Annotated in this window: 24 protein-coding genes and 1 pseudogene; 13 read left to right on the top strand and 12 right to left on the bottom strand. The window is 71.1% G+C overall.

The annotated features are described in order from the left end of the window. On the top strand, positions 1–2616 hold the full coding sequence (locus HJG45_RS25040; protein WP_171616208.1) for an arsenate reductase (azurin) large subunit: 2616 nt from the start codon (positions 1–3) through the stop codon (positions 2614–2616). A gap of 194 nt (positions 2617–2810) precedes the next feature. Here HJG45_RS25040 and HJG45_RS25035 read toward each other — a convergent pair whose 3' ends face one another. From HJG45_RS25035 to HJG45_RS25020, 4 genes are read right to left on the bottom strand one after another with little or no spacing between them, the layout of a single operon-like run. Further along, positions 2811–3227 (bottom strand): cupin domain-containing protein, encoded by a 417-nt coding sequence (locus tag HJG45_RS25035; RefSeq protein ID WP_171616207.1) that lies wholly within the window; start codon positions 3225–3227, stop codon positions 2811–2813. 48 nt (positions 3228–3275) lie between these two features. Beyond that, positions 3276–4505: an organoarsenical effux MFS transporter ArsJ gene (arsJ, locus tag HJG45_RS25030; RefSeq protein WP_171616205.1), complete on the bottom strand. Its 1230-nt coding sequence runs from the start codon at positions 4503–4505 to the stop codon at positions 3276–3278. Then, positions 4502–5545 (bottom strand): ArsJ-associated glyceraldehyde-3-phosphate dehydrogenase, encoded by a 1044-nt coding sequence (locus tag HJG45_RS25025; RefSeq protein ID WP_171616203.1) that lies wholly within the window; start codon positions 5543–5545, stop codon positions 4502–4504. The genes arsJ and HJG45_RS25025 overlap by 4 nt, the downstream gene beginning before the upstream one ends. 1 nt (position 5546) lies before the next feature. Beyond that, positions 5547–6404 (bottom strand): metalloregulator ArsR/SmtB family transcription factor, encoded by an 858-nt coding sequence (locus HJG45_RS25020; protein ID WP_171616201.1) that lies wholly within the window; start codon positions 6402–6404, stop codon positions 5547–5549. Between the two features lie 186 nt (positions 6405–6590). Between HJG45_RS25020 and HJG45_RS25015 the strand changes: the two genes are divergently transcribed. Further along, positions 6591–7427 carry a metalloregulator ArsR/SmtB family transcription factor gene (locus HJG45_RS25015; protein ID WP_171616199.1) on the top strand — a complete coding sequence of 279 codons (837 nt, stop codon included), beginning with the start codon at positions 6591–6593 and terminating at the stop codon, positions 7425–7427. Between the two features lie 17 nt (positions 7428–7444). Here the strand turns inward: HJG45_RS25015 and pstS are convergent, their stop codons facing one another. The 3 genes and pseudogenes from pstS to HJG45_RS25000 form a co-directional block, all read right to left on the bottom strand. Then, positions 7445–8470 (bottom strand): phosphate ABC transporter substrate-binding protein PstS, encoded by a 1026-nt coding sequence (gene pstS / locus HJG45_RS25010; RefSeq protein ID WP_171616196.1) that lies wholly within the window; start codon positions 8468–8470, stop codon positions 7445–7447. A gap of 357 nt (positions 8471–8827) precedes the next feature. Then, positions 8828–9076 (bottom strand): hypothetical protein, encoded by a 249-nt coding sequence (locus HJG45_RS25005; protein WP_171616195.1) that lies wholly within the window; start codon positions 9074–9076, stop codon positions 8828–8830. Between the two features lie 121 nt (positions 9077–9197). Continuing rightward, positions 9198–9634 (bottom strand): annotated as a pseudogene (locus tag HJG45_RS25000) (MerR family transcriptional regulator). Between the two features lie 82 nt (positions 9635–9716). Between HJG45_RS25000 and HJG45_RS24995 the strand changes: the two are divergent. Both HJG45_RS24995 and HJG45_RS24990 read left to right on the top strand, forming a co-directional pair. Beyond that, on the top strand, positions 9717–11927 hold the full coding sequence (locus HJG45_RS24995) for a heavy metal translocating P-type ATPase (RefSeq protein ID WP_408902035.1): 2211 nt from the start codon (positions 9717–9719) through the stop codon (positions 11925–11927). Beyond that, the gene (locus tag HJG45_RS24990; protein ID WP_171616193.1) at positions 11924–12466 is read left to right on the top strand and encodes a copper chaperone PCu(A)C; all 543 of its coding nucleotides are present in this window, start codon (positions 11924–11926) and stop codon (positions 12464–12466) included. The genes HJG45_RS24995 and HJG45_RS24990 overlap by 4 nt, the downstream gene beginning before the upstream one ends. Before the next feature lie 23 nt (positions 12467–12489). Here HJG45_RS24990 and HJG45_RS24985 read toward each other — a convergent pair whose 3' ends face one another. Further along, positions 12490–12897, bottom strand: a complete 408-nt coding sequence (locus HJG45_RS24985; RefSeq protein WP_171616191.1) for a hypothetical protein — start codon at positions 12895–12897, stop codon at positions 12490–12492. Positions 12898–13070: 173 nt separating this feature from the next. On the opposite strand from HJG45_RS24985, the gene HJG45_RS24980 reads away from it, so the two are divergent. Genes HJG45_RS24980 through HJG45_RS24970 form a run of 3 tightly spaced genes read left to right on the top strand, consistent with a single transcriptional unit; the run spans position 13071 to position 15118 of the window. Beyond that, the gene (locus HJG45_RS24980; RefSeq protein WP_171616189.1) at positions 13071–13916 is read left to right on the top strand and encodes a sterol desaturase family protein; all 846 of its coding nucleotides are present in this window, start codon (positions 13071–13073) and stop codon (positions 13914–13916) included. A gap of 39 nt (positions 13917–13955) precedes the next feature. Beyond that, complete coding sequence (locus tag HJG45_RS24975; protein ID WP_171616187.1) at positions 13956–14525, top strand: Spy/CpxP family protein refolding chaperone; 570 nt, start codon at positions 13956–13958, stop codon at positions 14523–14525. Continuing rightward, on the top strand, positions 14525–15118 hold the full coding sequence (locus HJG45_RS24970; protein ID WP_171616185.1) for a putative sulfate/molybdate transporter: 594 nt from the start codon (positions 14525–14527) through the stop codon (positions 15116–15118). The genes HJG45_RS24975 and HJG45_RS24970 overlap by 1 nt, the downstream gene beginning before the upstream one ends. A gap of 6 nt (positions 15119–15124) precedes the next feature. On the opposite strand, the gene HJG45_RS24965 is transcribed toward HJG45_RS24970, so the two are convergent. Beyond that, positions 15125–15307 carry a hypothetical protein gene (locus tag HJG45_RS24965; protein ID WP_171616183.1) on the bottom strand — a complete coding sequence of 61 codons (183 nt, stop codon included), beginning with the start codon at positions 15305–15307 and terminating at the stop codon, positions 15125–15127. A 232-nt stretch (positions 15308–15539) separates the two neighbouring features. Between HJG45_RS24965 and HJG45_RS24960 the strand changes: the two genes are divergently transcribed. Beyond that, positions 15540–15896, top strand: a complete 357-nt coding sequence (locus HJG45_RS24960; protein ID WP_174890565.1) for a hypothetical protein — start codon at positions 15540–15542, stop codon at positions 15894–15896. 42 nt (positions 15897–15938) lie between these two features. Here the strand turns inward: HJG45_RS24960 and HJG45_RS24955 are convergent, their stop codons facing one another. From HJG45_RS24955 to HJG45_RS24945, 3 genes are all read right to left on the bottom strand, one after another. Next, positions 15939–18380, bottom strand: coding sequence for a heavy metal translocating P-type ATPase (locus tag HJG45_RS24955; protein ID WP_171616181.1), 2442 nt, complete (start codon positions 18378–18380; stop codon positions 15939–15941). Between the two features lie 358 nt (positions 18381–18738). After that, the gene (locus tag HJG45_RS24950; RefSeq protein WP_171616179.1) at positions 18739–19203 is read right to left on the bottom strand and encodes a hypothetical protein; all 465 of its coding nucleotides are present in this window, start codon (positions 19201–19203) and stop codon (positions 18739–18741) included. Between the two features lie 200 nt (positions 19204–19403). Then, positions 19404–20861, bottom strand: a complete 1458-nt coding sequence (locus HJG45_RS24945) for a calcium-binding protein (protein WP_171616177.1) — start codon at positions 20859–20861, stop codon at positions 19404–19406. A gap of 297 nt (positions 20862–21158) precedes the next feature. On the opposite strand from HJG45_RS24945, the gene HJG45_RS24940 reads away from it, so the two are divergent. The 5 genes from HJG45_RS24940 to HJG45_RS24920 all read left to right on the top strand — a co-directional run bounded on the left by HJG45_RS24940 (position 21159) and on the right by HJG45_RS24920 (position 26351). Further along, the gene (locus HJG45_RS24940) at positions 21159–23171 is read left to right on the top strand and encodes a multicopper oxidase domain-containing protein (protein WP_171616175.1); all 2013 of its coding nucleotides are present in this window, start codon (positions 21159–21161) and stop codon (positions 23169–23171) included. 17 nt (positions 23172–23188) lie between these two features. Then, the gene (locus tag HJG45_RS24935; protein WP_171616173.1) at positions 23189–24028 is read left to right on the top strand and encodes a copper resistance protein B; all 840 of its coding nucleotides are present in this window, start codon (positions 23189–23191) and stop codon (positions 24026–24028) included. A 39-nt stretch (positions 24029–24067) separates the two neighbouring features. Beyond that, entirely contained in the window at positions 24068–25315 is a 1248-nt protein-coding gene (locus HJG45_RS24930) for an acyltransferase family protein (protein ID WP_171616171.1), read from the top strand. A 305-nt stretch (positions 25316–25620) separates the two neighbouring features. Then, positions 25621–25854, top strand: coding sequence for a DUF2933 domain-containing protein (locus HJG45_RS24925; RefSeq protein WP_171616169.1), 234 nt, complete (start codon positions 25621–25623; stop codon positions 25852–25854). Then, positions 25851–26351, top strand: a complete 501-nt coding sequence (locus HJG45_RS24920; RefSeq protein ID WP_171616168.1) for a hypothetical protein — start codon at positions 25851–25853, stop codon at positions 26349–26351. Before HJG45_RS24925 ends, HJG45_RS24920 begins: the two co-directional genes overlap by 4 nt. Positions 26352–26429: the final 78 nt, after the last annotated feature.

Raw genomic sequence — 26429 nt, 5'->3', positions numbered from 1 at the left:
ATGGCTTACAAGCGCAACATCGACCGCCTTCCCATCCCGCCCCGGGACGCCAAGGTCCAGAACGTTGTCTGCCACTTCTGCATCGTCGGCTGCGGCTACCACGCCGTCTCCTGGCCGGTCGATCGCCAGGGCGGGCCCCGCCCGGATCAGAACCTGTTCGGCGAGGACCTGGGGCAGCAGCAGGGCGCAGATGCCGGGGCCTGGTTCAGCCCCTCCATGTACAACGTCGTTAAGCAGGACGGCCGCGACGTCCACCTGGTCGTCATGCCCGACAAGGACTGCGTGGTGAACTCGGGCCTCGGCTCGATCCGCGGCGCCCGCATCGGCGAGCTCTCCCACTCCGCGGTCACCGGAACCCTGCGTGACCGCCTCACCGAGCCCATGGTGTGGCGTTACGGCGTGCCGACGCCGACCTCCTGGGACGACGCCATCGGCCTTGCCGCCGAGGTCACGCGGCGGGTCGTCGAGGCGCAGGGCGAGGACGGGCTCATCGTCTCGGCGTACGACCACGGTGGCGCGGGCGGCGGCTACGAGAACACCTGGGCGACCGGCAAGCTCTACTTCGAGAGCATGAAGGTCAAGAACATCCGGATCCACAACCGCCCCGCCTACAACAGCGAGGTCCACGGCACCCGCGACATGGGCGTGGGCGAGCTGAACAACTGCTACGAGGACGCCGAGCTCGCCGACACCATCTTCGTCGTAGGCGCCAACCCGCTCGAGACGCAGACCAACTACTTCCTGAATCACTGGGTGCCGAACCTGCGCGGCACGAGCCTCGACAAGAAGAAGGCGGAGTTCGGGAACGAGCCGGTGGCGCCGGGGCGCATTGTCGTCGTCGATCCCCGCCGCACGCCGACCATCGCCGCTTGCGAGGTGGAGGCGGGCAAGGAAAACGTCCTGCACCTGGCCATCAACTCCGGGACCGACCTCGCCCTGTTCAACGCGATCTTCACCGAGATTGCGGCCAAGGGCTGGCTGGACCGCGCCTTCATCGGCGCCAGCACGACCGGCTTCGACGAGGCCGTCCGGGCGAACCAGACCTCCATCGAGGAGGCGGCGCGCCTCACCGGCCTGTCGCCCGAGGACATCCGGAAGGCCGCGGCCTGGATCGCCGAGCCGAAGCAGGGAGGTGCCCGGCGGCGGACGATGTTCGCCTACGAGAAGGGCCTCATCTGGGGCAACGACAACTACCGGACCAACCAGGCCCTGGTGAACGTCGCGCTCGCCACCGGCAACGTCGGCAGGCCCGGCGGCGGCTGCGTGCGCCTCGGCGGCCACCAGGAGGGCTACTCGCGGCCGGACTACCCGGGCGGGCGCCCGGCGCCGTACGTGGACCAGCTGCTCATCGGCGGCCAGGGCGGCGTGCACCACGTCTGGGGGTGCGACCACTTCAAGACGACGCTGAACGCCGCCGAGTTCAAGCGGGCCTACAAGCGCCGGACCGACCTCGTGAAGGCGGCGATGGACTCCGTCCCGGCGAGTGACCGCGAGGCCCAGGTCAGGGCCATCATGGAGGCTATCCGGCAGGGCGGCCTGTTCGTCGTCAACGTCGACATCGTGCCGACCCAGATTGGCAGCTGCGCCCACGTCGTGCTGCCCGCCGCGACCTCCGGCGAGATGAACCTGACCAGCATGAACGGCGAGCGCCGGATGCGGCTGACCGAGCGCTACATGGACCCGCCCGGCAGCGCGCTTCCCGACTGCCTCATCGCCGCCCGCCTCGCGCAGGCGCTCGAGCGAAGCTGGCGCGCCGCTGGGAAGGCGGACGTCGCCGACCGCTTCAAGGGCTACGACTGGCGGACCGAGGAGGACGCCTTCAACGACGGCTACCGCCAGCACGAGAAGGGCGGGCAGTTCGTGACCTACGCCCGCCTCCGAGCGATGGGCACCAACGGCTTCCAGGAACCGGCGACGGGCCTCGAGGGCGCGGGGCCGGTGGCGGCCGGGACCACCACTGGCGGGACGCCGGGCATGGTGGTCCAGGGTCCGGCGACGGAGGCGACGCGGGGCAAGGAGGTCGCGCAGCAAGCCGGGGCGAACACCGGTCCGTCGGCGGCCGCGCCGCAGACCGGCGGCACCGAGCGGATCATCGGCACCAAGCGGCTCTACGCCGACGGCAAGTTCAACACGTCGGACGGCAAGGCCAAGTTCGCCGCCGCGCAGTGGCGGGGCCTCCAGGCCGAGGGCAAGCAGGCGGAGAAGGACAAGTTCCGGTTCCTCGTCAACAACGGCCGCGCCAACCACGTCTGGCAGTCGGTCTACCTCGACCAGCACAACGAGTTCGTCCGCGACCGCTTCCCGTTTCCCTACCTGCAGGTGAACCCGGCGGACATGGCCGAGCTCGGGCTGAAGGAGGGCGACCTCGTCGAGGTCTACAACGACAGCGGCAGCACCCAGGCCATGGTCTGGCCGACGCTGTCGGCCCGGCGGAACGAGACCTTCATGCTGTTCGCCTTCCCCTCGGGGGCGGTCGGCAACGTCGTCTCGAAGGGTGTGAACGAGTTCGTCATCCCGAACTACAAGCAGAGCTGGGGCAACATCCGGAAGCTCGCCGACGCACCCGAGGCAACCAGGAAGCTGTCCTTCAAGGCGCAGGAGTACCAGGCGTCCTGAAGCAAGCGCGCCGCCCGGGTAGTCCGGGCGGCGCCTGCGGCAGGGGGACGACCGCGTTCAGCGCGCCCCCACCGAAGCACGGTCATGGTCGAGCATGGCCCAGAGCGCATCTGGATTGGTGGCGCTCGCCGCCGCCATGCCAAGGAAGATGAAGGCCGCCAGCGCGCCTGCCGCAGAGCCCGCAGCGCAGCGCATCATGCGGGAACGAGCCCGTGGCGCAGCATGGTCTCGCGGAGCTTGGCCGCGTCCGGCGGCCCGGCGGCGGCGAGCGCCGCGATCTCGCGGAAATACTCCGGGCCGAGCACCCCCGGTGTCAGCACGCAGAGGCAGGTCGCCACCGCTCCGCTCCGGTTGTCGAAACCGTGCACGACACCCCGTGGGATGAAAAGGCTCTCGCCCGGCCCGACCGGCTGCGGCGCGCCGTTCACCGTGAAGGTGACAGTGCCGGTGAGGCCGTAGATGGTCTCGTCCCAGTCGCGGTGGTGGTGCGGCACCGGCATCCGCCCGGAGGGAGGCACCGTCATCTCGAAAAGGTCGAGACTGCCGCCGGTGTCGTGCTTTGTGCGCAGGAAGCGCAGCTCCAATGGTCCAACGCGGATTGTCTCGGCCATGCGGTGCCTCCCAGGTAGGACAGGACTGATCTAACCCCGGCGGCCCGTTCAGACCATGGCCCGCCGTGCCTCGGCCTCGGTCGGCAGCATGAATGTCAGTGCCGCGCAGGCGGCCAGCATGGCCGCCGAACCCCACAGGCAGCCCTGCAGCCCGGCCCACTGCGTCAGCGCGCCCGACAGCAGGATGCCCATGAGGCGCCCGGCTGCGTTCGCCGCGTAGTAGTAGCCGACGTCCTCGGCAGCCTTCTCCGACCCCGCGTAGGCGAGGATGAGGTAGGAGTGCAGCGAGGAGTTCACGGCGAAGGCGAAGCCGAAGACGGCCAAGCCGATGACGACGGCGAGGTCCGGTCGACCCACCGTGCCTGAGGCGAGCAGCAGGCCGAGGGCGACGGGGACGATGGCTAGGGCCAGCCCCCAGAGCCGCGCCTCGGGCACTTCGCGCGACAGGCCGTCCGCGCTGCGGCGGATCACCTGCGGCGCCAGCGCCTGCACGCCGCCGTAGCCGATGGTCCATGCGGCGACGAAGGTCGCCACGCCGATGTAGTGCCAGCCCTGGCTGTAGAGGAACACCGGCAGGCCGACGACAAACCAGACGTCGCGCGAGCCGAACATGAAGATGCGGGCCGAGGCCAGCAGGTTGACGCCGCGATTCTTGGCGAGGAGCTCCTTGAAGCTCTTCGACGCCTTGGCCTTGCCCAGCTCGCGCGGCAGGCTCAGCGCCACCCCCGCCAGGATGACGGCGAGCATGGCGGCCATCATCCAGAGCGCCGGGCGGAACCCGGCGACCTGGAGCAGGAAGCCGCCGACGAAGAAGCCGAAGCCCTTCATCGCGTTCTTGGAGCCGGTGAACCACGCCACCCAGCGGAAGAGCTGCCCGGCGCCCTCCTTCGAGGACGCCTTGATGGCCGACTTGGACGCGGTCTTCGTCAGGTCCTTGGCGACGCCCGCGATGCCTTGCGCCGCCACGACCCAGGCGACCGACGCCGCCGCGCCCCAGCCCGGATCCAGCGCCGAGAGCATCAGCAGGCCGCCGATCTGCAGCGTCAGGCCGGTGGCGAGCATGCGCGGGATGCCGAAGCGCGCCGCCAGCCAGCCGCCGCCGAAGTTGGCGAAGATCCCGGCCGCCTCGTAGAGCAGGAACAGGAAGGCGAGGGTGAAGGGGGTGTAGCCGAGCTGGTAGAAGTGCAGCAGCACCAGCATCCGCAGCGCGCCGTCGGTGAGGGTGAACCCCCAGTAGGCGCCGGTGACGATGAGGTAGTTGCGGGCCGCGGACGTCATGCCCCTCGCTCCCCGACGATGCAGGCCAGATCCACCATCCGGCAGGCGTAGCCCATCTCGTTGTCGTACCAGGCGTAGACCTTCAGCAGCGTCCCGTCCGTCACCATGGTGCTCGGGCCGTCCACGATGGCGCTGCGCGTGTCGTTCGCGTAGTCGGCCGAGACCAGCGGCCGGGTCTCGTAGCCCAGGATGCCCGCGAGCGGCCCGGCGGCCGCCGAGCGGAACAGCTCGTTTACCTCGGTCTCGGTGGTCGGGCGGTCCAGCTCGAAGACGCAGTCGGTCAGGGAGGCGTTCAGCACCGGCGCCCGGACGGCGTGCCCGTTCAGGCGGCCCTTGAGCTCCGGGTAGATGAGGGCGATGGCCGTAGCGCTGCCCGTCGTGGTTGGCTGGAGGGACAGCATCGCCGAGCGGGCGCGCCGGAGGTCCTTGTGCGGCGCGTCGACGACCACATTGGTGTTGGTCGGGTCGTGGATGGTGGTGATCTGGCCGTGCCGGATGCCGATGGCCTCGTGGACCACCTTCACCACCGGCGCTAGGCAGTTGGTGGTGCAGGAGGCCGCCGTGAGCAGCCGGTGCTCCCTCGGGTCGTAGCGGTCGTGGTTGACCCCGACCACGACGTTCAGGGCGGAGCCGTCCTTGACCGGCGCCGCGACGATGACCCGCTTCACGCCCCGGTCGAGGTAGCCCTGGAGCTGCTCCTGCTTCAGGAACTTGCCCGTGCACTCCAGGACGACGTCGCAGCCGAGGTCGCCCCAGGGCACCTCGGCCGGGCTGGCCTCCGCCGTGAAGCCGATGCGCCGATCGCCGATGCCAATGGCCCGGTCGCCCTCGGCGCCGATCCGCTCGCGCCAGCGGCCGTGGATGCTGTCGAACTCGAGGAGGTGGGCGGTGGCCTCCGCGCCGCCCTTGACCTCGTTCACGTGGACGATGTCGAGCCGGTTGCCCGCCCGCGGGTCGTCGCCCTCCCGGAAGACGCCGCCCAGGGCGGCGCGCAGCGCGAGCCTGCCGATGCGGCCCATGCCGTTGATGCCGACGCGCATGTCAGCGTCCCCCGGTCAGAGCCAGGGTGCCTCCGAGCTCGTCCAGCCGCGCCTTCAGCGCCATCCGGTCCAGCGAGGCGAAGGGCAGCGAGACGAAAATCTCGATCCGGCGCTTCAGGCTCCCATAGAGCTCGCTCAGGAGCAGCGCCCGCTCCACCTCGTTGCCGCGGAACTCGTTCGGGTCGGGCAGCGGCCAGGTCCCCGTGACCGCCATGTCGCCAAGGTCCGGGCAGACCTGGTTGTCGAGCACGTCGCAGAGCGCGATGACGAAGTCCATCTGCGGGGCGTCCGGGCCGCAGAAGCGGTCCCAGGACTTGCTGTGGAGCTTCGAGACGTCATGGCCGAAGCGTTCGAGGACGCTGAGGACGCCCTCCAACGGCTGCGGCGCCGGGTCCGCACCGGCGGAGTAGGCCCGGAAGCGCCCGGCGCCCACCTTCTCCAGGATCGCCTCGGCCATGATCGAGCGCGCGGAATTCTTGGTGCACAGGAACAGCACGTTGAAGGCTGGGGTCATCGTGTCCCTCTCCTCGGGGGCGGTGGGCAACAGGTCGCCGAGGCCGCCACAGAGCTCCGGGCGGCCGGAGCAGCAGGTCTCGGTCAGGAAGGCCAGCAGCTCGCGGAGCGCGGCGATGCGGACGGCGTGGCGGATCTGGCGGCTTTGCCGGGTGGACTGGGTAAGGCCCGCCCGCTCGAGGGCGCCGAGGTGGAAGGAGGTTGTCGAGGCCGGGATGCCGAGCCGCTCCGCGACCTCGCCCGCGGGGAGGCCGTTCGGGCCAGCGGCGAGGAGGAGGCGCAGGACCGCGAGGCGCGTCTCCTGCGAGAGGGCGGCGAAGACCTGGGCGGCGTCGGTTGCTTCCATGTTTCCAATCTAATGGATGTGTTGACACGAGGCTATGCGGCGTCCGCGTCCAAGACCGGTCGCGGTGCCGTTGGCAGGCGCGTCTTGCCTGAAAGTGGCGGTCGGGCTGGGTTCACTCCCGCTTCCCCCGGGAGCCCGTAAAGGAAGCTTCACGCCAAACCGGTTTGCTTCGCCTATATCGGGACCATGGAAATCAAAGAGGCCGCAGAGTCGCTCGGAGCACTCGCGCAGGAGACGAGGCTGGACCTGCTCCGGCTGCTCATCAAACGGGGGCCGTCCGGCATGGCGGCAGGTGACCTGGCGGCGGCGATCGGCATTCCGGCCTCGACCCTCTCCTTCCACCTCGGTGCCCTCGAGCGGGCGGGCCTGACAACCGCCACGCGCCAGGGACGGAACGTCATCCACGCCGTGCGCGAGCCGGGGCTGCGCGGCCTCCTCGCCTTCCTGACCAAGGACTGCTGCGGCGGCCGCCCCGAGCTGTGTGGCGACCTCGCCCGCCTCCTCCCGGAACCGGCGCCGGACGCGGTGCGGCCCGCCTTCCACGTGCTGTTCCTGTGCTCGCGGAACTCCGCCCGGTCCATCATGGCCGAGGCGATCCTGAGCCGGGTGGGCGGCGGCCGCTTCCGCGCCTACTCGGCGGGCGCGGACCCGGCACCCGCCCCACTGCCCGAGGTGCTGGAGCGCTTGTCCGTCCTCGGCCATGACGTCTCCGGGCTGCGCAGCAAGTCCCTGGACGCGTTCACACGCGAGGGGGCGCCGCCGATGGACTTCGTCATCGCCCTCTGCGACGTCCCCGAGGGCCAGCCCTGCCCGGACTTCGGCGGCGTGGCCCTGACCGCCCAGTGGCCGCTGCCGGACCCGGCGCGGTTCGAGGCCGGTCCGCAGCGCGTCCTGCTCGTCAACGAGCTGTACGCCAGCCTCCGGCGGCGCATCGAGGCGTTCGTCGGCCTGCCCTTCGGCAACCTCAGCCGCCGCGCGGCCCAGGAGCGCCTCGAGGCGCTGGCCGACGTCATCGCCGCCTGACAACCGGCACTGGGTCATCATCGCCCCGGGATCGCCGCCGCGACATAGGCCTCGACGCGGGTGACGAGGCTTGGCGGCAGCGCCACGTAGCCGAGGTCTCGGGCGCTTTCCTGGCCGCTCCGGAGCGACCACGCGAAGAAGTCGGTGGCTGCCTTGCTGCGCCCTCGGACGCTGGGCTGGCGCGGCATCAGGATGAAGGTCGTCGCGGTGATCGGATAGGCGCCCTCGCCGGGCGCGTTCGTCATCAGCAGGCTGAAGTCCTCGGCTTGGGCCCAGTCCGCGCTCGCGGCGGCCTCCTGGAAGCTCTCCGGCCCCGGCGGGACGAAGCGGCCCGCGGCGTTCCGCACCAAGGCGTGGGTCAGCCGGTGCTGGGTGACGAAGGCGTACTCGACGTAGCCGATGGCACCCGGCACTCGACCGACCTGGAAGGCGACGCCCTCGTTGCCCTTGCCGCCGACGCCGGTCGGCCAGGACACGGAGGTGCCCTCGCCGACCTTGGCCCGCCACTCGGGGCTGACCTTCGACAGGTAGTCGACCCAGTTGTAGGTCGTGCCGGAGCCGTCGGATCGATGGATCACCGAGATCGCGGTGTCGGGCAGCTCGAGGTTCGGGTTCAGGGACCGGATGGCCGGGTCGCTCCACCTCCGGACCTTGCCGAGGTAGATGTCGGCCAGGAGCTCTCCGGTCAAACGCATCTCCCCTGGCCTGACGCCGGGCAGGTTCACGACCGGGACGATACCGCCGATGACCAGCGGGAACTGGACCAGGCCGGACTTGCGGAGCTCCGCGGGCGGCAGCGGGGCTTCGGAGGCGCCGAAGTCCACGGTGCCCGCCCTGACCTGGGTGACGCCCTGCGCGGAGCCGACGGGCTGGTAGGTCACCTGGACACCGGTCCGGGCGCCGTATTCGGCGGACCACCGCGACATTACCGGATTGACGAAGGTCGAACCCGCCCCGGAGACCTGCTGCGCCACGGCGCTCGGTGTCGCTAACGCCAAGCAGGAGGCGACGACCGCGGAGAGCGCGAGGGACCTGAACCGCATGTTTCCTCCTCCTGGCGTATCGGCCGGTGCGGACATGCAGTCCGGCTACCGGCCCGCCGGAACCTACGGAGGGGAAGAGGACAGGCGGATTTCCGTTCCGCGACACTTCCATGAAACTGGAATAATGGAGGCAATCTGGGTCGGCGGAAGCGCGAGCCGATCGCCAGGTCCGTTCGGATTGCGCCCGAAGTCGAGTTACCGAGTGCCCCTCCACGGCCTCCGGCACCGATGAGAACGCGCATTGCCCCGATGATGTCGATCGTTTGCCGCGAACACGACACACCGGCCTTTCAAGTTCCAGGCGTCAGAATGGGAGAAACCCACATGCGCCGGGCCAAACTCTTCGTCGCGCTGGGCCTACTGGCTGCCGTTCCCGCCTGCGCTCAGCCCTATTACGGCGGGCCGCCCACCTACCCAGCCTACGGTCCCGCGCCGTACGTGGCCGGTCCGCGCTACTGGGGCGGCGGTCACCACCGCCATCACCACGTGGCGCCCTGGCACCACCACCGGCCGCATCACCGCCACCATCATGGTGGCCAGCATCACCGCGGCGGGCACGGCCATGGTGGTCATCACCAGGGCGGCGGCCACCATCACTGAGGCCACGAGCCCTTGTGACGGCCGCGCCGCCCAGCCTGATGGCGACCGCCATCGGCATGAAGCCGGGAAAGCGGCCATCGCCGTCATCGCCTCGGGACGGAGCCTACCCGCCTCCAAGCAGGCTGCGTCACGCTTCCTGGGAGGTGCCCACCGGGCCCAACTGCGGTGACAGCGCCTGCACGATCCGGCACTCGGCGACGGTGCCATGGCGGCACTGTCCGATGAGGTCCTTCAGCTCGCGGCGGAGCGCCTCGGGATCGGCGAGCTTGCGCTCGACTTCCTCCAAGTGCTCGCGGGCGCACGGTCCATCGCGTCGCAGGATTGGTCCCGGTCGTCGGCGAGCTGCAGCAGATCGCGCACTTGGCCGAGCAAGAACCCGAGGTCGCGTGCCCGTCGGACGAAGCTAAGCCGCTCGAGGTGCTCCGCCCAGTAGCTCCGGTAGTTCCCCGTGGTCCGTGCGGGCGCGGGCAGCACGCCAACCCGCTCGTACCAGCGAATGGTCTCCACCGTGGTCCCGGTCGCCTTCGACAAGGCTCCGATGCTGAGGGCGTTCGCAGATGCCATGCCCTTGACCCTGAAGCGACTACAGGTTCCATGTGAGGTGCCGTGCTCCCCTGGCGCAACACAGGGGCAGCCCGAGAACGGGATGGCGGCTATGGCGCACAGCGACGTGGCTGAGGTGGGTGCGAAGGCCCGAGCGGCCCTGCGGTACCAGGTCGAGGGCATGGATTGCCCGAGCTGCGCGTCCAAGATCGAGACGGCCGTTGGTCGCGTGCGGGGTGCCGAGGACATCCGGGTCAACTACGGCACCCAGATCCTGGCCTTCCGGCTGGACGAGGCCACCACCCCCCGGGCCGCCGTTGAGGACCAGGTCCGCAAGCTCGGCTACGGCATCGCGCCGGTCGAGGCGCCACGGGTGGTTGAGGGTGAACGGGGCACCGCCGGGTCTGAAGTCCGCAGCCATGTCCGTCAGCCCTGGTGGAAGGGCGCCAAGACCAAGCTGGCCGCCGTGCTCGGTGGCCTGACCGCGGCCGGGTTCGTCGCCTCGCTCGCCGCCCCCACCCTGGAGCACTGGGCCTACCTGCCCGCCGCCCTGCTCGGCCTCGCCTTCTTCGGACGCAAGGCCATCGCCGCGGCGCGCGCCGGGTCGCCCTTCTCCATCGAGATGCTGATGTCGATCGCCACCGTTGGCGCCATCGCCATCGGCGCGACCAGCGAGGCGGCGGTCGTCGTGTTCCTCTTCACCGTCGGCGAGCTGCTCGAGGGCGTCGCCGCCGGGCGGGCGCGGGCGGGCATCGAGGCGCTGGGCGCCTTGGTGCCGAGGACCGCGCTGCTCGTCGATGGCGGGACGGCGCGCGAGGTGCCCGCCGCCAGCCTGAAGGTCGGCGACCTCGTCCTGGTCCGGCCGGGAGACCGCGTCTCGGCCGATGGCGAGGTGGTCGAGGGCGAGTCCGAAGTGGACGAGAGCCCGGTGACCGGCGAGTCCGCCCCGGTCCCCAAGGCCGAGGGCGCCTCCGTCTTCGCGGGCAGCATCAACGCCTCCGGCGCGCTGCAGGTCCGGGTGACCCGGCCCGCCTCGGACAACACCATCGCCCGCATCATCCGGATGGTTGATGAGGCGCAAGAGGCCAAGGCGCCGACCGCGCGCTTCATCGAGCGGTTCTCGGCCGTCTACACGCCGATCGCGGTTGCCGTGGCGGCCCTGGTCGCTGTCGCGCCGCCGCTTTTCCTTGGTGCGGACTGGGGCACCTGGATCTACCGCGGCCTGGCGCTGCTGCTGGTCGCCTGTCCCTGCGCCCTCGTGCTCTCGACGCCCGCGGCCATCGCCTCGGGGCTGGCGGTCGGGACCAGGCGTGGCCTGCTGGTCAAAGGCGGCGGCGCCCTGGAGACCATCGGCCGCGTCCGCACGGTGGCCTTCGACAAGACCGGCACCCTGACCGAGGGGCGCCCGCGCGTCACCGACGTCCTCGCCCTGACCGGCTCCGAGCGCACCCTGCTCGGCCTCGCCGCCGCCGTGGAGAACGGCTCCAGCCACCCGCTCGGCCGCGCCATCCTGGAGCGGGCGGCGGCGGACGGCATCCCGCTGCGCCCGGCCAAGGATTTGCACGCCATCCCCGGCAAGGCCGCCGAGGCGGTCGTCACCGGCAAGCGCGTGACGGTCGGCTCGCCCTCCCATGCCGCCGAGCAGGCGCCGCTCCCGGCCGACGCGGAGCGGGCGGTCGCCGAGTGGGAGGGCCAAGGAAAGACGGTGGTCGTCGTCTCCGTAGACGGCGCGCCCACCGGTCTCATCGCGGTGCGCGACGAGCCGCGGCCTGATGCGGCCGCAGGCATCCGGGCGCTCGACGCCCTCGGCGTCGAGGCCGTCATGCTGACCGGCGACAACATCCGCACCGGTCAGGCCATCGCCGGGGCGCTCGGCCTCAAGGTGAAGGCGGGCCTGCTGCCGGAGGACAAGCTGCGCGAGATCGGCGCCCTGAAGGAAAAGGCGCCCGTGGCCATGGTGGGCGACGGCATCAACGACGCGCCCGCGCTCGCGGCGGCCTCGGTCGGCGTCGCCATGGGCGGCGGGACCGACGTCGCGCTCGAGACGGCGGACGCAGCCGTGCTGGGTAGCCGCGTCCTCGACGTCGCCGCCCTCGTGCGACTCTCCCGGGCGACGCTGGCGAACATCCACCAGAACGTCATCATCGCCCTCGGTCTCAAGGCAGTCTTCCTGGTCACAACGGTGGTCGGCATCACCGGCCTTTGGCCTGCCGTCCTGGCCGACACCGGCGCCACGGTGCTGGTCACGCTCAACGCGCTCCGGCTGCTCCGCTGGCGCCCAGAGGCACGCACCCCGACGGAGGCTCACACATGATCCGCACGCCGCCCCGCCGTCGCCTCCTGCTGGCCACGGCGGTGCTGCTCCCAATCCTTGCGGTGCTCCGGCCCGCGGCCGCCCAGCAGCCGAGCGGACCCGCAATCGAGGTCGAACGCGCCTGGACGCGCGCCACCGGCCCGAGCGCGCAGACGGCGGTCGCCTACCTGGCGATCCGGAACCGCGGCACCGCGCCGGACCGGCTCGTGTCCGCCGCGTCCCCCGACGCGCGCGTGGTCGAAATGCACGAGACCACCATGGAGGGCGGCGTCATGCGCATGCGCCCGGTCCAGGACGGCGTCGCGATTCCGCCCGGCGGGGTCGTGCGCCTGGAGCCGGACGGCGGCGGCGTCCACTTGATGCTAGTCGGCCCGCGGCACGCCTTCGCCCGCGGCGACCGCGTGTCCCTCACGCTGACATTCGAGCGGGCCGGTGACCTGCGGGTGGAGATGGCCGTGGAGGCCGCGGGAGCGCGCCGTCCCGCCGCGGGCGGCGGCGGGCACGGCGAGCACATGCCGGGCGGCCGCCCCGGGGGATAGGCGGGAGCGGCCGCCCCGCGCCGTCAGCCGGGCAGCAGGTCGATGATCCGCATCACCGCGACGGTGCCGCCGTTGTTCTTCGTGCCCTCCGTCGTGTTGCCCTTGGCGCAGGCCCACACGTCCCCCTTCCGGACGGTGAAGTGGTTGTCGTTCTGCCGGACAGCCAGTTCGCCCTCGGTCATGTGGCAGAGCATGTCGTTCATCTTGGCGCGGTCTGGCGTGGCCGCACCGGGCTGGATGACGACGTCGCGCATGCGCAGCCGCTTGTAGGCGGGGAGCACGGACTCCCGCTCGCCGAGGTCCACCTGCCGGACCCCGGGGCCGATCTCGCGGCCCTGGTTGTCTGCCTGGGCCTCGGCGGCCCGCGGTGTCGCGAAAGCAACCGCCGCCAGGCCCAGCGCGAAGGCGGACCTCCGTTCCATGTCGCTCATGGCGTCCTCCTTATGGCCGGGACGCCGCAAGCCGGTGTCCCGGCGGGCGTGATTCCAGACCACTGCCGGGAGGCATGTCAAAGGGATCCGGAACGCCTGGACAGCCGCCGGAACGCGGCCCGATAACAGCCGCGCGGGCGGCCGGAGCGCCGGATGAGCCGCAGGAGGAAACCATGCCGCTGACGGGGCTTCCCGCCGAGCCTCTGGTCCGGCTCGGAGCGTTCGCCGGAGTCTTCGTCCTGATGGCCCTTTGGGAGGTCCTGGCCCCACGCAGGCCACAGGCTATCGGCCGCCGGTGGCGCTGGCCAAACAACCTGGGCGTGGTCGTCGCGGACACGCTCCTCGTGCGCGTCCTCTTTCCAGCGGGCGCCGTGGGCGTGGCCATGCTCGCGCAGGCGCAGGGCTGGGGACTGCTGAACGTCCTGCGGGCGCCCGGCTGGGTCGCCGTGCCAGTGTCGGTGCTCCTGCTCGACCTCGCAATCTATGCCAAGCACGTCGCGTTCCACCACGTGCCGGTGCTCTGGCGGCTGCACCGGATGCACCACGCCGACCTCGAGTTCGACGTCACCACGGGCGTACGCTTCCATCCCGTCGAGATCGTGCTCTCCATGCTCATCAAGTCGGCCGTGGTGGTCGCGCTCGGCGCCCCGCCGCTGGCCGTGCTCGTCTTCGAGGTGTTGCTGAACGCCACCTCGATGTTCAACCACGGCAACGTCCGCCTTCCCGGATGGATGGACCGCATCCTGCGCTGGCTGGTGGTGACGCCGGAGATGCACCGCGTCCACCACTCCATTCTGCGCCGGGAGACCGACAGCAACTTCGGCTTCAACCTGCCCTGGTGGGACCGCCTGTTCGGCACCTACCGGGCCCAGCCCGAGGCGGGGCAGGAGAGCATGACCATCGGCATCCCCGCCTTCCGCGACCCGCGTGAGCTGCGGCTCGACCGCATGCTGCTGCAGCCGCTGCGCAACGACGGTCCCCATCCAGGCCACGTGGAAACCCGGGTCGAGATCTCGTAGCGTCCCAGGGATGTCGCCCCCCGAACCCGGGATCTACCCATGACGCTGCGCTCCGGCCTCCTCGTCCTCCCCCTCGCCGCCGCCCTCTCCGCAGGGCCCGCCGCCGCCCAGCATCACCACGGCGGCCACGGCCAGCCAGCGACTCCCCCCTACGCCGGGTTGCAGGTCCGCCCGGTGAAGTCCCTGTCCGACCAGCAGCTGTCCGACCTGCGCGCCGGGCGCGGCATGGGCATGGCGCTCCCGGCGGAGCTGAACGGCTACCCGGGTCCGGTCCACGTCCTGGAACTGGCCGATGCGCTGGGGCTGACGCCGGAGCAGCGCGACCGTGTGCGGGCGCTGCGCGAGGCGATGACGGCTGAGGCGGTGCCGCTCGGCAAGCGGCTGATCGTCGAGGAGGCCGCGCTCGACCGGGGGTTCGCCGCCCGCACCGTGACCCCGACCTCGCTGGAGGCCGCGACCTCCGCCATCGGCCAGACCCAGGCCAGGCTCCGCGCGGCGCACCTCCGATACCACCTAGCGATGATGGACTTGCTCACGCCGGAGCAGGTCCGCCGTTACGGCGAGTTGCGCGGCTACGGGAGCGCCGCCGAGCGGCAGCAGGGCGGCTGATGGGCCCAGCGGACGGGAAGGAGCCGAAGACGAAAACGGGTACCGCTTCCTGGTCCGGCGAGTTGGGTGGCGCCTGCGGCGACCTTGGCACCTTCGTGCCCCTGGTCGTCGGGGCCATGACGGTGGCTGGCCTCGCGCCCGCAGGCGTGCTGTTCGGGTTCGGCGCGTTCCTCGTTGCGGCGGGGCTGGCCTTCGGCGTGCCGCTCGCCGTGCAGCCGATGAAGGCGGTCTCGGCCGCCCTGCTGACCGGCGGCCTCGGCGCCGGGGAACTCGTGGCTACTGGCCTGGTCACCGGCGTGGTCCTGCTCGCGCTTGGGGCGACGGGCGCGATCGGGCACGTCGCCCGGGCAGTGCCGAAGTCGGTGGCGGCCGGGCTGCAGCTCGGCCTCGGCCTGTCCATGGCATGGCTCGGCGTCAAACTCGCGGCCGAGACGCCTTGGCTCGGCGCCGTGGCGCTCTCCTTCCTGCTCGGCCTGATGTGGTTGCCGCGTGTTCCGGCGGCGCCGCTCGCCCTGATGCTAGCCTTCGGCGTCGCGTGGGCGGCGGGGCTGACCGCGCCGCCCGCGGAGCCGCTTCCGAGGGCAGCCGAGTGATGGCCGCTACGGCACCAGATCCCGAGCCACAAGGAGGTAGGCGGTAGCCAGCACCGAACCGGGTGGCGCGTCCCCACAGAGCGCCTCCAGGCCACGCAGCAGGTGCTCGGCCACCTCCAACCGGTCCTCGGCCAGGGCCTGCTCGAGCGCCGTCAGGATTTGGTCCTCGAGATCTGGTCGATCCGGCATGCATACCTCCTTCCTGGCCGACGGTGGGCATCCGCGAAGGTGGGGCTTGCCGCCGTGGGAGGGTCAAGGGGCGCTTTCATACTTTGTCACACAGCTTGGGGGGGCTGGATGGAGGCGAGCAGCATCTTTCTGGATACGGTGACGTTCCCCGCAACGAGGCGGGCCGTCGGCGCCTGCTCGCGCCACGGCCAGCCGACGACCGCGGACACGGCAACCAAGGAGACACGCCGGGATGATCGATACCAAGACGCTCCGCCACACCGGCCTCGCGCTGGTGGTGGGCCTGTCGCTCGCGGCCTGCGCACAGCAGCAGAGCCCGCCGCCTGCCCAGCAGACCGGCGGCATGTCAGGCATGGGCTCGCAGGGCATGGCGGGCCACAGCATGTCCGGGATGTCCGGCATGCAGGGTCACGACATGCGCGGGATGAACATGCAGCAGATGATGGCCCACTGCGCCCAGATGCGTCAGCAGATGCGCCAGGGCGCGAGCATGAGCCCCGACATGCAGGCGATGATGGCGCACTGCGACCAGATGCAGCAGGGCACGGCGGGCGCCGCGTCCGGCGGCGCGACCCAACACAGGCACTGACGGACTGCGGGGAGCGGACCGGGTCCGCTCCCCGAGACCATGCTACAGCCGCACCGCCCGCAGCCGCAGCGAGTTGCCAATGACGGACACCGAACTCAGCGCCATGGCCAGGGCGGCGACGATGGGGCTGAGCAGGAGGCCGGTGAATGGGTAGAGCACGCCCGCGGCCAGCGGGATTCCGGCCGCGTTGTAAACGAACGCGAAGAACAGGTTCTGCCGGATGTTCCGCATGACCGCGCGCGACAGGGTCCGGGCGCGGGCGATGCCCGCGAGATCGCCCTTCACCAGCGTCACGCCCGCGCTCTGCATGGCGACGTCCGTCCCGGTCCCCATGGCGACGCCGACATCGGCCTCGGCCAAGGCGGGAGCGTCATTGACGCCGTCGCCCGCCATGGCGACCACCCTCCCCTTCGCCCGAAGCTCCCGGACGATGCGGTGCTTGTCCTCGGGCAAGACGTCTCCCTGGAACTCGTCGATGCCGAGCTTCCGCGCGACCGCCTCCGCCGTCGTCCTGTTGTCGCCGGTCAGCATGACGATGTGGATGCCCTCGGCGCGGAGGCTCGCCAGCGCGGCGGGCGTCGTCGCCTTGACGGGGTCGGCCACCGCAATGACGCCACCCGGCCCGCCGTCCACGGCCAGGAACAGAGCCGTGCCGCCCTCGCGCCGTAGCTCGTCGGCTTTGGCCGCCAGCTCGCCCAGGTCCACCCCGAGTTCCTGCATCAGCCGCGCGTTGCCCAGCGCGATCCGGCGCCCATCCACGGTCCCGGTCACACCCTTGCCGGTGACCGAGGCGAAGTCGGCCGGTTCCCCGAAGGCCACCCCGCGCTCCCTGGCCGCGGCGACGATGGCGGCGGCGAGCGGGTGCTCGCTCGACCGCTCCAGGCTGGCCGCCAACGGCAAGACCTCGGCCTCGGTCAGGCCCGGCGCCGGGACCACGGCCACGACCTTGGGCTTGCCCTCAGTGAGGGTGCCGGTCTTGTCCACGACCAGGGTGTCGATCTTCTCCATGTGCTCGAGCGCCTCGGCGGACTTGATCAGCACCCCGGCACCGGCGCCCTTGCCGACGCCGACCATGATGCTCATGGGCGTGGCCAAGCCCAGTGCGCAGGGGCAGGCGATGATGAGCACGGAGACGGCGGCGATCAGGGCGTAGGACAGCGCCGGGCTTGGTCCCCAGACGGCCCAGGCGACGAAGGCCAGGACGGCTACAGCGATGACGGCCGGGACGAACCAGCCCGCCACAGTGTCGGCCATGCGCTGGATGGGTGCCCGGCTGCGTTGGGCCTCGGCGACCATCGCGACGATGCGGGACAGCATGGTGTCCGAGCCGACCTTGTCCGCCCGCATGACCAGCGAGCCGGTGCCGTTGACCGTGCCGCCGATGACCTTGGCGCCGGGCGCCTTCTCCACGGGCAAGGATTCGCCGGTCACCATGGACTCGTCCACTGCGCCGCCGCCCTCCAGCACCTCGCCGTCCACCGGCACGCTGTCGCCCGGCCGCACCCGCAGCCGGTCGCCGACCTGCACGTCCGCCAGCGGGATCTCCTCATCGGAGCCGTCAGGCCGGATCCGGCGCGCCGTCTTGGGCGCCATGTTCAGCAGGGCTCGGATGGCGCCGCCGGTCGCCTCGCGTGCCCGGAGCTCCAGCACCTGGCCGAGCAGGACGAGCACGGTGATGACTGCGGCCGCCTCAAAGTAGACGGCAACCGTGCCGTCCGCGCTCCGGAAGCCTTCGGGGAAGATGCCGGGCAAGAAGGTGGCGACAACACTGTAGAGGTAGGCGGCGCCGGTCCCGAGCGCGATCAGGCTGAACATGTTCAGGCTGCGGTTCACTACCGACTGCCAGCCGCGGACGAAGAACGGCCAACCTGCCCAGAGCACCACCGGCGTCCCGAGCAGGAACTGGATCCAGACCGAGATCCTGGGAGGCACCAGGTGGTGCAGGCCGAGGCCGGGGACGTGGCCGCCCATCTCCAGGATGACGACAGGCAAGGTCAGCGCCAGCCCAATCCAGAACCGGCGCGTCATGTCGATGAGCTCGTGGTTCGGTGCGGCCTCGGCGGTCACCTCCAGCGGCTCCAGCGCCATGCCGCAGATCGGGCAGTTGCCTGGTCCCTGCTGCCGGATCTCCGGGTGCATCGGGCAGGTGTAGATGGCGGCCTTCTGGGCGGCTGTCGGTGCGGCCGCCTTCTCGGGCTTCAGATACTTATTCGGGTCCGCCTCGAACTTTGTCCGGCACCCAGCCGAGCAGAAGTGGAACGTGGTCCCGCCGTGCTCCAGCCGATGCTTCGAGGTCGCCGGGTCCACCTTCATGCCGCAGACCGGGTCGGTGACTAGGGCGGCGTCGGCCACCGCCGCGTCCCCGTGGCCATGGTGGGCGTGGCCATGGTCGTGATGCCCACCGCCGTGGTCATGGCTACATCCCGGGCCGTACTGGTGCCCGTGCCCCCCGTGGTGCCCGTGTCCGCGCTGCTGACCGCTCATGCTGCCGTCTCCGCGATGGTCCGCCTCGGCGGGCCGGTTCTGGTCTGACGGATGCAACGTGGTGCTTCCCATCGTGGGAGGGTCAACCCGGGAACCAGCCGGACGGCGGCAGACATGTTTTGTCGCAATGGCGCGCCGCCGGGGCCGTCCGTCGAGGTGGGGACGCAGGACTTGGAGCGCTTCTTATACCAATCCGGGAAGAGGCTGACCTTCTCCAGCTAGGCCAAGGCTCAGAAAAGGGCGGGCTTCCGCCCGGTCGGGATGGGTCAATATCATCCGGGGTTGGTATTAAAGCCGACCGCCTTCAGGTCTAAACCGTTGGTTCGTCTAACCTGCAGGAGGTTTCGCTTTTTCGCTCTCAGGCGTCGAGGCGCTCATCGGCTGGGTGGCGCGTTGGCACTCCCCCAAGCGCCGTCTCCGGTGCGCGGCGACGCCTGTCCGCCTCGTCGTGCGTGGGCGGCTGGTCGGCGCTCGTGTCGCCCTCGCCCGGCCCCAGCCCGGCTATCCTCTCCGTCGATCCCGCGATGCGCCGCAAAGGTCCGGTGAAGTCTGGAATGTCGATGAGCGCCAGTATGAGGGCGGCCACCCAGAACCCGTGAATGCCGGAGAACATGGAAAGCAACCCGAGCACGGCCACGACCTCGAGCTGCACCTTGCGGCCGCCATGGGCGATGTGGTCGGGCAGCATGTGGATACGCAGCATGAGGAGGCCGAAGGCCAGCACCCCGACGGCGAGGGCGATGCCCGTGCCCACCAGGATTGGGTCGGACCCATCGGGACCAGGCAACCAAAACGGAAGGTGACTGGGCGCAGCGGAATCCATTGTGGCGCTCCCGTTGAAACATCCCGCGCCGCGTGGAAGCCGATCATGGGACGCGACAACGGTACAGCGCCTCCGCGCCGGATCGGAAACGGCCGCGCTGTCAAAAACCAACGGAGACGCGGCCCACCACGCGCCCCTACCCGGAGGCCGCCGGGACGATCGGCGCCGGTCCGGCCACGCCGGACCGACGCCTCCCGCGGCTACCCGAAAATGTACCAGGACCCGACGTCGCTGATGCCCTCGACGAACTGGGGCGTGTTGAACATGAAGTCGCTCTGCCGCAACTCGTCCTTGGCTACCCCGAGGAGCAGGATGGAGCCGTCCTCCCCGCCGACCTCCCACGAGACCTTGGCGCCGAGATCGGTGTCCTCGACCTTCACGTCCTTGGCGTCGATGTCCATGAAGGCGATGTGGTCGAACAGGCCCTGGGCCAGCCCGGTCGCCCGGAAGTCGAGCACCACGTCGTCGCCGCTGTCCCGCGAGACCATGAAGGCGTCCGAGCCCGCGCCGCCCAAGTAGACGTCGTCACCCTTGCCGCCATTGAGCATGCCGTGGCCAGGGCCTTCGGCGAGCCAGTCCGAGCCGTCGCCACCCACCAGCTCGTCGTTCGCGGCGCCACCGATCAGGGTGTCCCTGCCAGCGCCGCCCTCGAGCTGGTCCGGACCGTCCCCGCCCAGGAGCAGGTCCCGGCCCGGGCCGCCGTCGAGGACGTCGTCCCCGCCCTTGCCGAGCAGGACGTCGGCGCCAGCGCGACCGAAGATCTGGTCCCAGTCGCCGCTGCCGACCAGCCGGTCGCCCTTCTCGGTCCCGATGATGGCCGCGTACATGTCGAAGGCGATGGTGTGGGCGGGGTCACCGGAACCGGGAACCAGGCTCTTGTCGGCCGCCGGAAGGGAGCCAGCGATTTCCGGCCCGGACACGCTCGGGCTCGGAGCTTCCTCGACGGGCCCGTCCGGGGCGCGGGCGCCCGGCGGCAGGTCCGGCTCGTTGTAGAACATGAAGTCGTCCTGCGAGAGCTCGGACTTCTGCACACCCTCGAGCAGCACGGATCCGCCGTCCCAGCTGATCTTCACCCCGGCGGCGGTGTCGTTGACGGTCAGGTCTTCCCAGCGGATGTCCTCGAGGGCGATGTGGTCGCCGACGCCGGGTCCGGCGGTGAAGTCGCGGACGACGTCGTCGCCCGAGCCTTGGCGCACGATGAAGGCGTCCGGCCCCGTGCCGCCCACGAGGGTGTCGTTGCCCGCCTCGCCGTCCATGCTGCTGTGGCCGGGGCCCTCGTCCAGGTAGTCGTTGCCGGAGCCGCCCATCAGGGCATCCGCGTCCCCGGCGCCGTAGAGGGTGTCGTTGCCCCCGCCGCCATGCAGGTGATCCATGCCCGGGCCGCCCGAGAGCAGGTCCGGCCCCTCGCCGCCCGTCAGGACGTCACCCTCGGGGCCGCCGCCGAGCTTGTCCGCGCCACCGAGCCCCCAATAGTGGTCGGCCGCCTCGGTGCCGCCGAAGCTGTCCGCCCCGGCTCCGCCCACCGCGAGCTGGTGCTCGGGCATGCCGGGGATGGTCAGGGAGACCTGCTCCCGCTCCGTTCGCTCGGGGGGCGCGGTTTCGGTCCCGCTCCCGTTCCCGAGCAGCCCCTGCACCAAGTCCAACAGTTCTCTCGCCACGGCGCGATCCTCCATCCCATGCTGTGGCCGCGCGATGGGACGGCGATGCAGACCCGGGCGCGCGGCACCCGGAGAACACGGCGCACTCGGCATGGGTTGGCCCCGCATCCATGACGTAGTGTGTCAGCGTGTCGGGCCCGGACCGTTGCCGTCACGGCCGGAGCTGCGGGCCTGCATGACGAAGTATGTCCAGGCGCCCTTTTCGCGTTGCGGACGGCGGGCGTGGACGGCAGCGTCCGGCATCGAAGTGGAGCCCTCGGGACGGCGATGCCGCCACCGAGGGACGGAGGTGCCGGGATGACGAAGAGCTTCGACCTGGGAGCCGCGCTGCGGCGCCTTGCCCTCGCCGCGGTGGCGCTGCTGGTCCTGGCCGCGCCCGCGCTGGCGCAGCGCTACGACCTGACGCTCGAGGAGCGCACGGTCAACATCAACGGCACCGATCGCCCGGCCGTCACGGTCAACGGCCAATTCCCAGGCCCACTGCTGCGCCTGCGCGAGGGCGAGGAGGCGGTTATCCGGGTGACGAACCGGATGGACAAAGCCAGCAGCATCCACTGGCACGGCCTCATCCTGCCCGCCTCCATGGACGGCGCGCCCGGCTTCAGCACCGGCTTCGTGCGGGGCATCGCGCCCGGCGAGACCTTCGAGTACCGCTTCCCCGTCGTGCAGTCGGGCACCTACTGGTACCACGCGCACAACCTCGACCACGAGCAGCGCGGCCTCTACGCCCCCATCGTCATCGACAGGCGCGAGCCCGAGCCCTTCCGCTACGACCGCGACCACGTCGTCCAGCTGTCCGAGTGGACGGACGAGCGGCCGCTGCGGGTGCTCCAGAACCTCAAGCGCGACCCGAGCTACTACAACTGGAACCGGCGCACGCTGGTCGACCTCGTGCGGGACCTGAACCGGGCGCCGGACGGCGAGGCCCGCCGGGCCATCGTCCGCAACCGCGTCGAGTGGGGCAACATGCGGATGGACCCCACCGACATCGCCGACGTCACCGGAGCCACCTACCGCTACCTCGTGAACGGCTTCCGGCCCGAGGCGCCCGCGACCCTGCTGTTCCGGCCGGGCGAACGGGTGCGCCTGCGTTTCATCAACTCCGGCGCCATGACCTACTTCGACGTCCGCATCCCGGGCCTGAGGATGACCGTGGTGCAGGCGGACGGGAACAACATCCGGCCCGTCGTCGTGGACGAGCTGCGCATCGCGGTCGCCGAGACCTACGACGTCATCGTCGAGCCACGCGAGGACCGGCAGTACCAGATCCTCGCCGAGACCATGGACCGCACCGGCTGGTCCCGGGCCCGGCTGGCGACCCGCATGGACGCCCCCGTCGAGCCGCTGCCGCCGCACCGTCCGCGGCCGGTCCTGACCATGGCGGACATGATGATGAACCCTGGCCCCACGGGCCTCGACCGGGGCACGCCGCGACCCGAGCAGGACCAGCCTGGCCACGTGGCGCCCATGGGCGGCATGGACCACGGCTCGATGGCAAGCACGGGTGCCGGGCAGCCGCAGGCCCAGGCGGCCGCCCCAGCCATGGACCACGCGGCCATGGGTTACGGCGGCATGCCGATGGGCACCATGGACCACGCCGCCATGGGGCATGGCGCCATGGCCGGGATGCCGGGCATGGGCGGTGGACAGGCCGCAGCCCCGGCAATGGACCACGCAACCATGGGCCACGGCGCCCCGGCGCGGTTCGGCGCGCAGGGACCGGGCACCCCGGCCACGACCACGGCAGGCGGCACGGAGGCGCACGCCGGTCAAGGCGGCATGGCGATGGCCGACCCAGTCGTGCAGGACACCGGGTCGCCGCCCGGCGCACGCGTGCTGTCCTACCGCGACCTGCGCCCGCTGCGCCCCGACCCGGAATGGCGGCCCTACGACCGCATCATCGAGGTGCGCCTGACCGGGAACATGGAGCGCTACATCTGGTCGATGAACGGCAACGAGTTCTGGCGTGCCCAGCCCATCGTCGCCCGGCTCGGCGAGCGGCTCCGTATCCGCTTCACCAACGAGACCATGATGAACCACCCGATGCACCTGCACGGCATGTGGATGGTGCCGGACCTTGGCAACGGCGCCTTCAACCCGCGCAAGCACGTGGTCAACATCAAGCCCGGCACCTCGCTCGACGTCGATGTCATCGTGGATGCCGAGGGCGACTGGGCCTTCCATTGCCACCTTCTCTACCACATGGAGTCCGGCATGATGCGGATCTTCCGTGTCACCCGCGACGGCGCCCCGGTGACCTCAGCCGCGCAGCCCACGCCGGTCGCCATGCCCGCCGGTCACCGTCACTGATGCCGCGGGAGCGCAGCATGACCTCCTCGATGCAGAAGAGCGTGGCGGCTGGCCTGCTGGCCGCGGCGCTCTGCTCCACCGCGGCCATGGCCCAGTCCGGCGCCGACCACTCGGCGCACGGGACCGCCGCCGCGAATCCTTCCGCCGTCCAGAGCACCGGGGCGGCACCGGCAACCGGCGCCGAGGAGCACACCGGCCACTCGCCCATCTACTTCGGCGCCGTGCTGCTGGACCAGAACGAGATGCGAAGCAACGAGCGCGGCAGCCCGATCTACGCCTGGGAGGGCTCGGCCTTCTACGGCACCGACTACCACCGTGTCTGGGTCAACACCCGCGGTGAGACGAGCCGTGAACGCGGCGGCCTCGAGCGGGCCGAAGCGCAAGTGCTCTACTCGCGCCTCATCGGGTACTACTGGGACATCCAGGCGGGCGTGCGCCACGACTTCCGCATCAACCCGAGCGAGGGCACGCCATCGCGGACATACGGCGTATTCGGCCTGCAAGGATTGGCGCCCGGCTTCTTCGAGGTGCAGCTGCAAGGATTCGTCGGCGGCAATGGCGTGTTCCTCGCCCGCGCCGCCGCGTCCTACGACCTGCTCATCACCAACCGGCTCGTCCTCCAGCCCGAGGCGGAACTCAACTTCTCGACCGGCTGGGACCGCGACGCGCTCATCGCGCCCGGCATCTACCGCACCGAGGTTGGGCTGCGGCTGCGCTACGAGATCACCCGCGAGTTCGCGCCATACATCGGCTACTCCTTCGAGAGCTTCAACGGCGGCGCGAGCGGGCTGAACCGGCGCCTGGGCCAGCAGCCCTCGCAGTCCACGGTCGTGGCGGGCATCCGCATCTTCTTCTGACGGCCAGCCCAAGCTCCGGGGAAGCGCAAAATGACAAGGATGCCGAAGCATCCGGGAGCGGCCGCGCCGTCCCGTGACAATGAAGCCACGCTGCGCCGCCTCGCCTACGACGAGGGGGATCGGGCGCACCGGGCTGGCGGCGGCCCGCTCGGGCACGCCCCGAACGCCGCCGACCTCTCGCGCACCATCGAGGTCGCCCGCGTCCTCCTCGTCATCGGCCTCGTCTTCCTGCACTACGGCGCCATCCCTCCCGGCTGGGTGTCGCCGTTCCGAGGCGTCGACCCGGACTCGCCCCACCGGGTCGCGTCCTTCGTCAACAGCGCCGTCCTGTTCTTCTTCTTCAGCGCGGTGCCGCTGCTCTCGACGATCTCGGGCTGGCTGTTCTTCAGGTTCGGCGAGGACCACCCCTGGCCCGCACTGCGGCGTCGCATGCGGGCGCGCGTGCGCTCGCTCTACGCGCCCCTGGTCGTCTGGAACGCGCTCTTCCTGCTGGCCCTGCTCGCGCTCCGTGCCACCGGGGAAGGCGCCTCGCTGACCCGGCAGATGAACCTCGACTTCGACCACGCGGGCGCCATGGCCTACGTGAACGCGGTGCTGGGGCTTACGGGCCACCCGGTGGCGTTCCAGTTCTGGTTCGTGCGGGACCTTTTCCTGACCGTGCTGCTGAGCCCCGTGTTCTGGCTGTCGCTGCGCCACGCCCCCTGGCTGGGCGCCATCGCGCTCGGCGGCGCCTGGGTCATGGATTGGAACCTGGTCGTGTTCTTCCGGGCCGACGTCCCCTTTTTCTTCTACCTCGGCGCGCTCGCGCGGCTCCGCGGCTACCTGCCGAGGCCGGGCCGCGGGGCGACGTCGGCAGTGGTTGCCCTCTACGTCGCGCTCGTCCTGCTCCGCGCGTCCGCGCCGCTGCTGGTCGACTTGGACGCGCCGGGGGCGGAGTGGCTGCTCGATCTCGCCACCCGCGCCATGCGGCCGGTGGGCGTGCTGGCCTGCTGGGGCGTCTGCCTGAGTGTCGCGGCCGCGCCTTGGAGCGGCGCCGTCGCGCGCCACGGCAACTTCGCCTTCTTCCTGCACGCGACGCACTACCCGCTGATCGCGGCGGTGAAGCTCGCGCTGTGGCAACTGGTGCCAGCGGAGACGGACGCGTGGCTGCTGGCGCACTACGCCGCGAGCGTGGCCGTGACCGTGCTTCTGTCCTTCGGCGCGGCGAGGTCGATCGCGGCCGCCTCGCCGGGGCTCTACACCTTTCTGGCGGGCGGGCGCGACATCCGCGCGCCGTCCCGCGCCTAGCTGCAGGCGCCTTCCGGGGCTCGCCTCGGTGAACGGAGGACCAATGTTGGAGAGGACGGGGCTTTTCCTTGCGGCGGCCGCCCTGCTGGCCGCCTGCGCTACGGCGCCCGCCGGGATGCAGCGGGCGGCGCCGCCCGCGCATGCCACCGGCGCAGGCATCGGCGGGGCCGCGGGCGCGACCGGCGCGGCACCGGCCCCGGCCCCGGCCCCGGCCCCGGAGCATCGGCATCACTGAGCAGCCGGTTGATCCAGCGCAACGCGGCGGCGGCAGGAGGCGCGTACAGTGCCGCCGACGGAGGTTTGAGATGCACGAGCGGACGCAAGCACCCTGGTGGCGGAGCAAAGGCGGCATCGCCCTGATCGGGTTCGCCCTCGTCGCCGCCTTCTATATCCTGCGGGAGCACTACGCGCACGCTCTCGGCGCCCTGCCCTACCTGCTCCTGCTCGCCTGCCCGCTGATGCACCTGTTCATGCACCACGGGCACCACGACCACCGCGCGGGTCCGGCTGGGCGGCCGGACGCGTCCGCGGGCCGGTGACGGCGGACGAGCCCACCCTCGGGACACCGGACTGGCTCGCGGCGCTCCGGCGACACCTGGGCGCGGTAGCCGCCGGGAACCTAGCCTGGGAGTTCGCGCACCTGCCGCTCTACACGCTGTGGCGGACCGGCACGCCGGGCGAGATCGCCTTCGCGGCCCTGCACTGCACCTTCGGCGACGTCCTCATCGCGGCGTGCTCGCTCGTCGCCGCCCTGCTGTTCCTTGGGTCACCGGATTGGCCCCGGCGCCGCTTCGTGCCCGTCGCCGCCGCGGCCATAGCCATCGGCCTCGGCTACACCGTCTACAGCGAGGCAGCGAACCTCGCCCGCGGAGCCTGGGCCTACTCGGAGCTGATGCCGACGCTGCCATGGCTGGGGACCGGGCTATCCCCCGTGGCCCAGTGGCTGGTGATCCCGACGGCGTCCCTGGCCTGGGCCTGCCGGGGATGGAGATGGGCGACGCCCCCGTCCGGAGGCACGCGGCAGGCACCCGGCTAGCCGGATGTCATCGGCAGTCCCCGCAGGTAGCCCGGCCGCCAAGCGGCCGAACTGCGTGCCAACCTCTACAGCCGCCCC

The organism is Roseicella sp. DB1501 (assembly GCF_013112485.1).
Lineage (GTDB): Bacteria > Pseudomonadota > Alphaproteobacteria > Acetobacterales > Acetobacteraceae > Paracraurococcus.
The sequence above is the reverse complement of the archived record's forward strand: the minus strand, read 5'-3'. Positions and strand labels throughout refer to the sequence as shown.

What these genes read in the sequence shown, in the direction of transcription:
- HJG45_RS25040 (WP_171616208.1), top strand. Translation starts at nt 1, where the DNA reads ATGGCTTACAAGCGCAACATCGACCGCCTTCCCATCCCGCCCCGGGAC.
- HJG45_RS25035 (WP_171616207.1), bottom strand. Translation starts at nt 3,227, where the DNA reads ATGGCCGAGACAATCCGCGTTGGACCATTGGAGCTGCGCTTCCTGCGC.
- arsJ (WP_171616205.1), bottom strand. Translation starts at nt 4,505, where the DNA reads ATGACGTCCGCGGCCCGCAACTACCTCATCGTCACCGGCGCCTACTGG.
- HJG45_RS25025 (WP_171616203.1), bottom strand. Translation starts at nt 5,545, where the DNA reads ATGCGCGTCGGCATCAACGGCATGGGCCGCATCGGCAGGCTCGCGCTG.
- HJG45_RS25020 (WP_171616201.1), bottom strand. Translation starts at nt 6,404, where the DNA reads ATGGAAGCAACCGACGCCGCCCAGGTCTTCGCCGCCCTCTCGCAGGAG.
- HJG45_RS25015 (WP_171616199.1), top strand. Translation starts at nt 6,591, where the DNA reads ATGGAAATCAAAGAGGCCGCAGAGTCGCTCGGAGCACTCGCGCAGGAG.
- pstS (WP_171616196.1), bottom strand. Translation starts at nt 8,470, where the DNA reads ATGCGGTTCAGGTCCCTCGCGCTCTCCGCGGTCGTCGCCTCCTGCTTG.
- HJG45_RS24995 (WP_408902035.1), top strand. Translation starts at nt 9,717, where the DNA reads ATGGCGGCTATGGCGCACAGCGACGTGGCTGAGGTGGGTGCGAAGGCC.
- HJG45_RS24990 (WP_171616193.1), top strand. Translation starts at nt 11,924, where the DNA reads ATGATCCGCACGCCGCCCCGCCGTCGCCTCCTGCTGGCCACGGCGGTG.
- HJG45_RS24985 (WP_171616191.1), bottom strand. Translation starts at nt 12,897, where the DNA reads ATGAGCGACATGGAACGGAGGTCCGCCTTCGCGCTGGGCCTGGCGGCG.
- HJG45_RS24980 (WP_171616189.1), top strand. Translation starts at nt 13,071, where the DNA reads ATGCCGCTGACGGGGCTTCCCGCCGAGCCTCTGGTCCGGCTCGGAGCG.
- HJG45_RS24975 (WP_171616187.1), top strand. Translation starts at nt 13,956, where the DNA reads ATGACGCTGCGCTCCGGCCTCCTCGTCCTCCCCCTCGCCGCCGCCCTC.
- HJG45_RS24970 (WP_171616185.1), top strand. Translation starts at nt 14,525, where the DNA reads ATGGGCCCAGCGGACGGGAAGGAGCCGAAGACGAAAACGGGTACCGCT.
- HJG45_RS24965 (WP_171616183.1), bottom strand. Translation starts at nt 15,307, where the DNA reads ATGCCGGATCGACCAGATCTCGAGGACCAAATCCTGACGGCGCTCGAG.
- HJG45_RS24960 (WP_174890565.1), top strand. Translation starts at nt 15,540, where the DNA reads ATGATCGATACCAAGACGCTCCGCCACACCGGCCTCGCGCTGGTGGTG.
- HJG45_RS24955 (WP_171616181.1), bottom strand. Translation starts at nt 18,380, where the DNA reads ATGAGCGGTCAGCAGCGCGGACACGGGCACCACGGGGGGCACGGGCAC.
- HJG45_RS24950 (WP_171616179.1), bottom strand. Translation starts at nt 19,203, where the DNA reads ATGGATTCCGCTGCGCCCAGTCACCTTCCGTTTTGGTTGCCTGGTCCC.
- HJG45_RS24940 (WP_171616175.1), top strand. Translation starts at nt 21,159, where the DNA reads ATGACGAAGAGCTTCGACCTGGGAGCCGCGCTGCGGCGCCTTGCCCTC.
- HJG45_RS24935 (WP_171616173.1), top strand. Translation starts at nt 23,189, where the DNA reads ATGACCTCCTCGATGCAGAAGAGCGTGGCGGCTGGCCTGCTGGCCGCG.
- HJG45_RS24930 (WP_171616171.1), top strand. Translation starts at nt 24,068, where the DNA reads ATGCCGAAGCATCCGGGAGCGGCCGCGCCGTCCCGTGACAATGAAGCC.
- HJG45_RS24925 (WP_171616169.1), top strand. Translation starts at nt 25,621, where the DNA reads ATGCACGAGCGGACGCAAGCACCCTGGTGGCGGAGCAAAGGCGGCATC.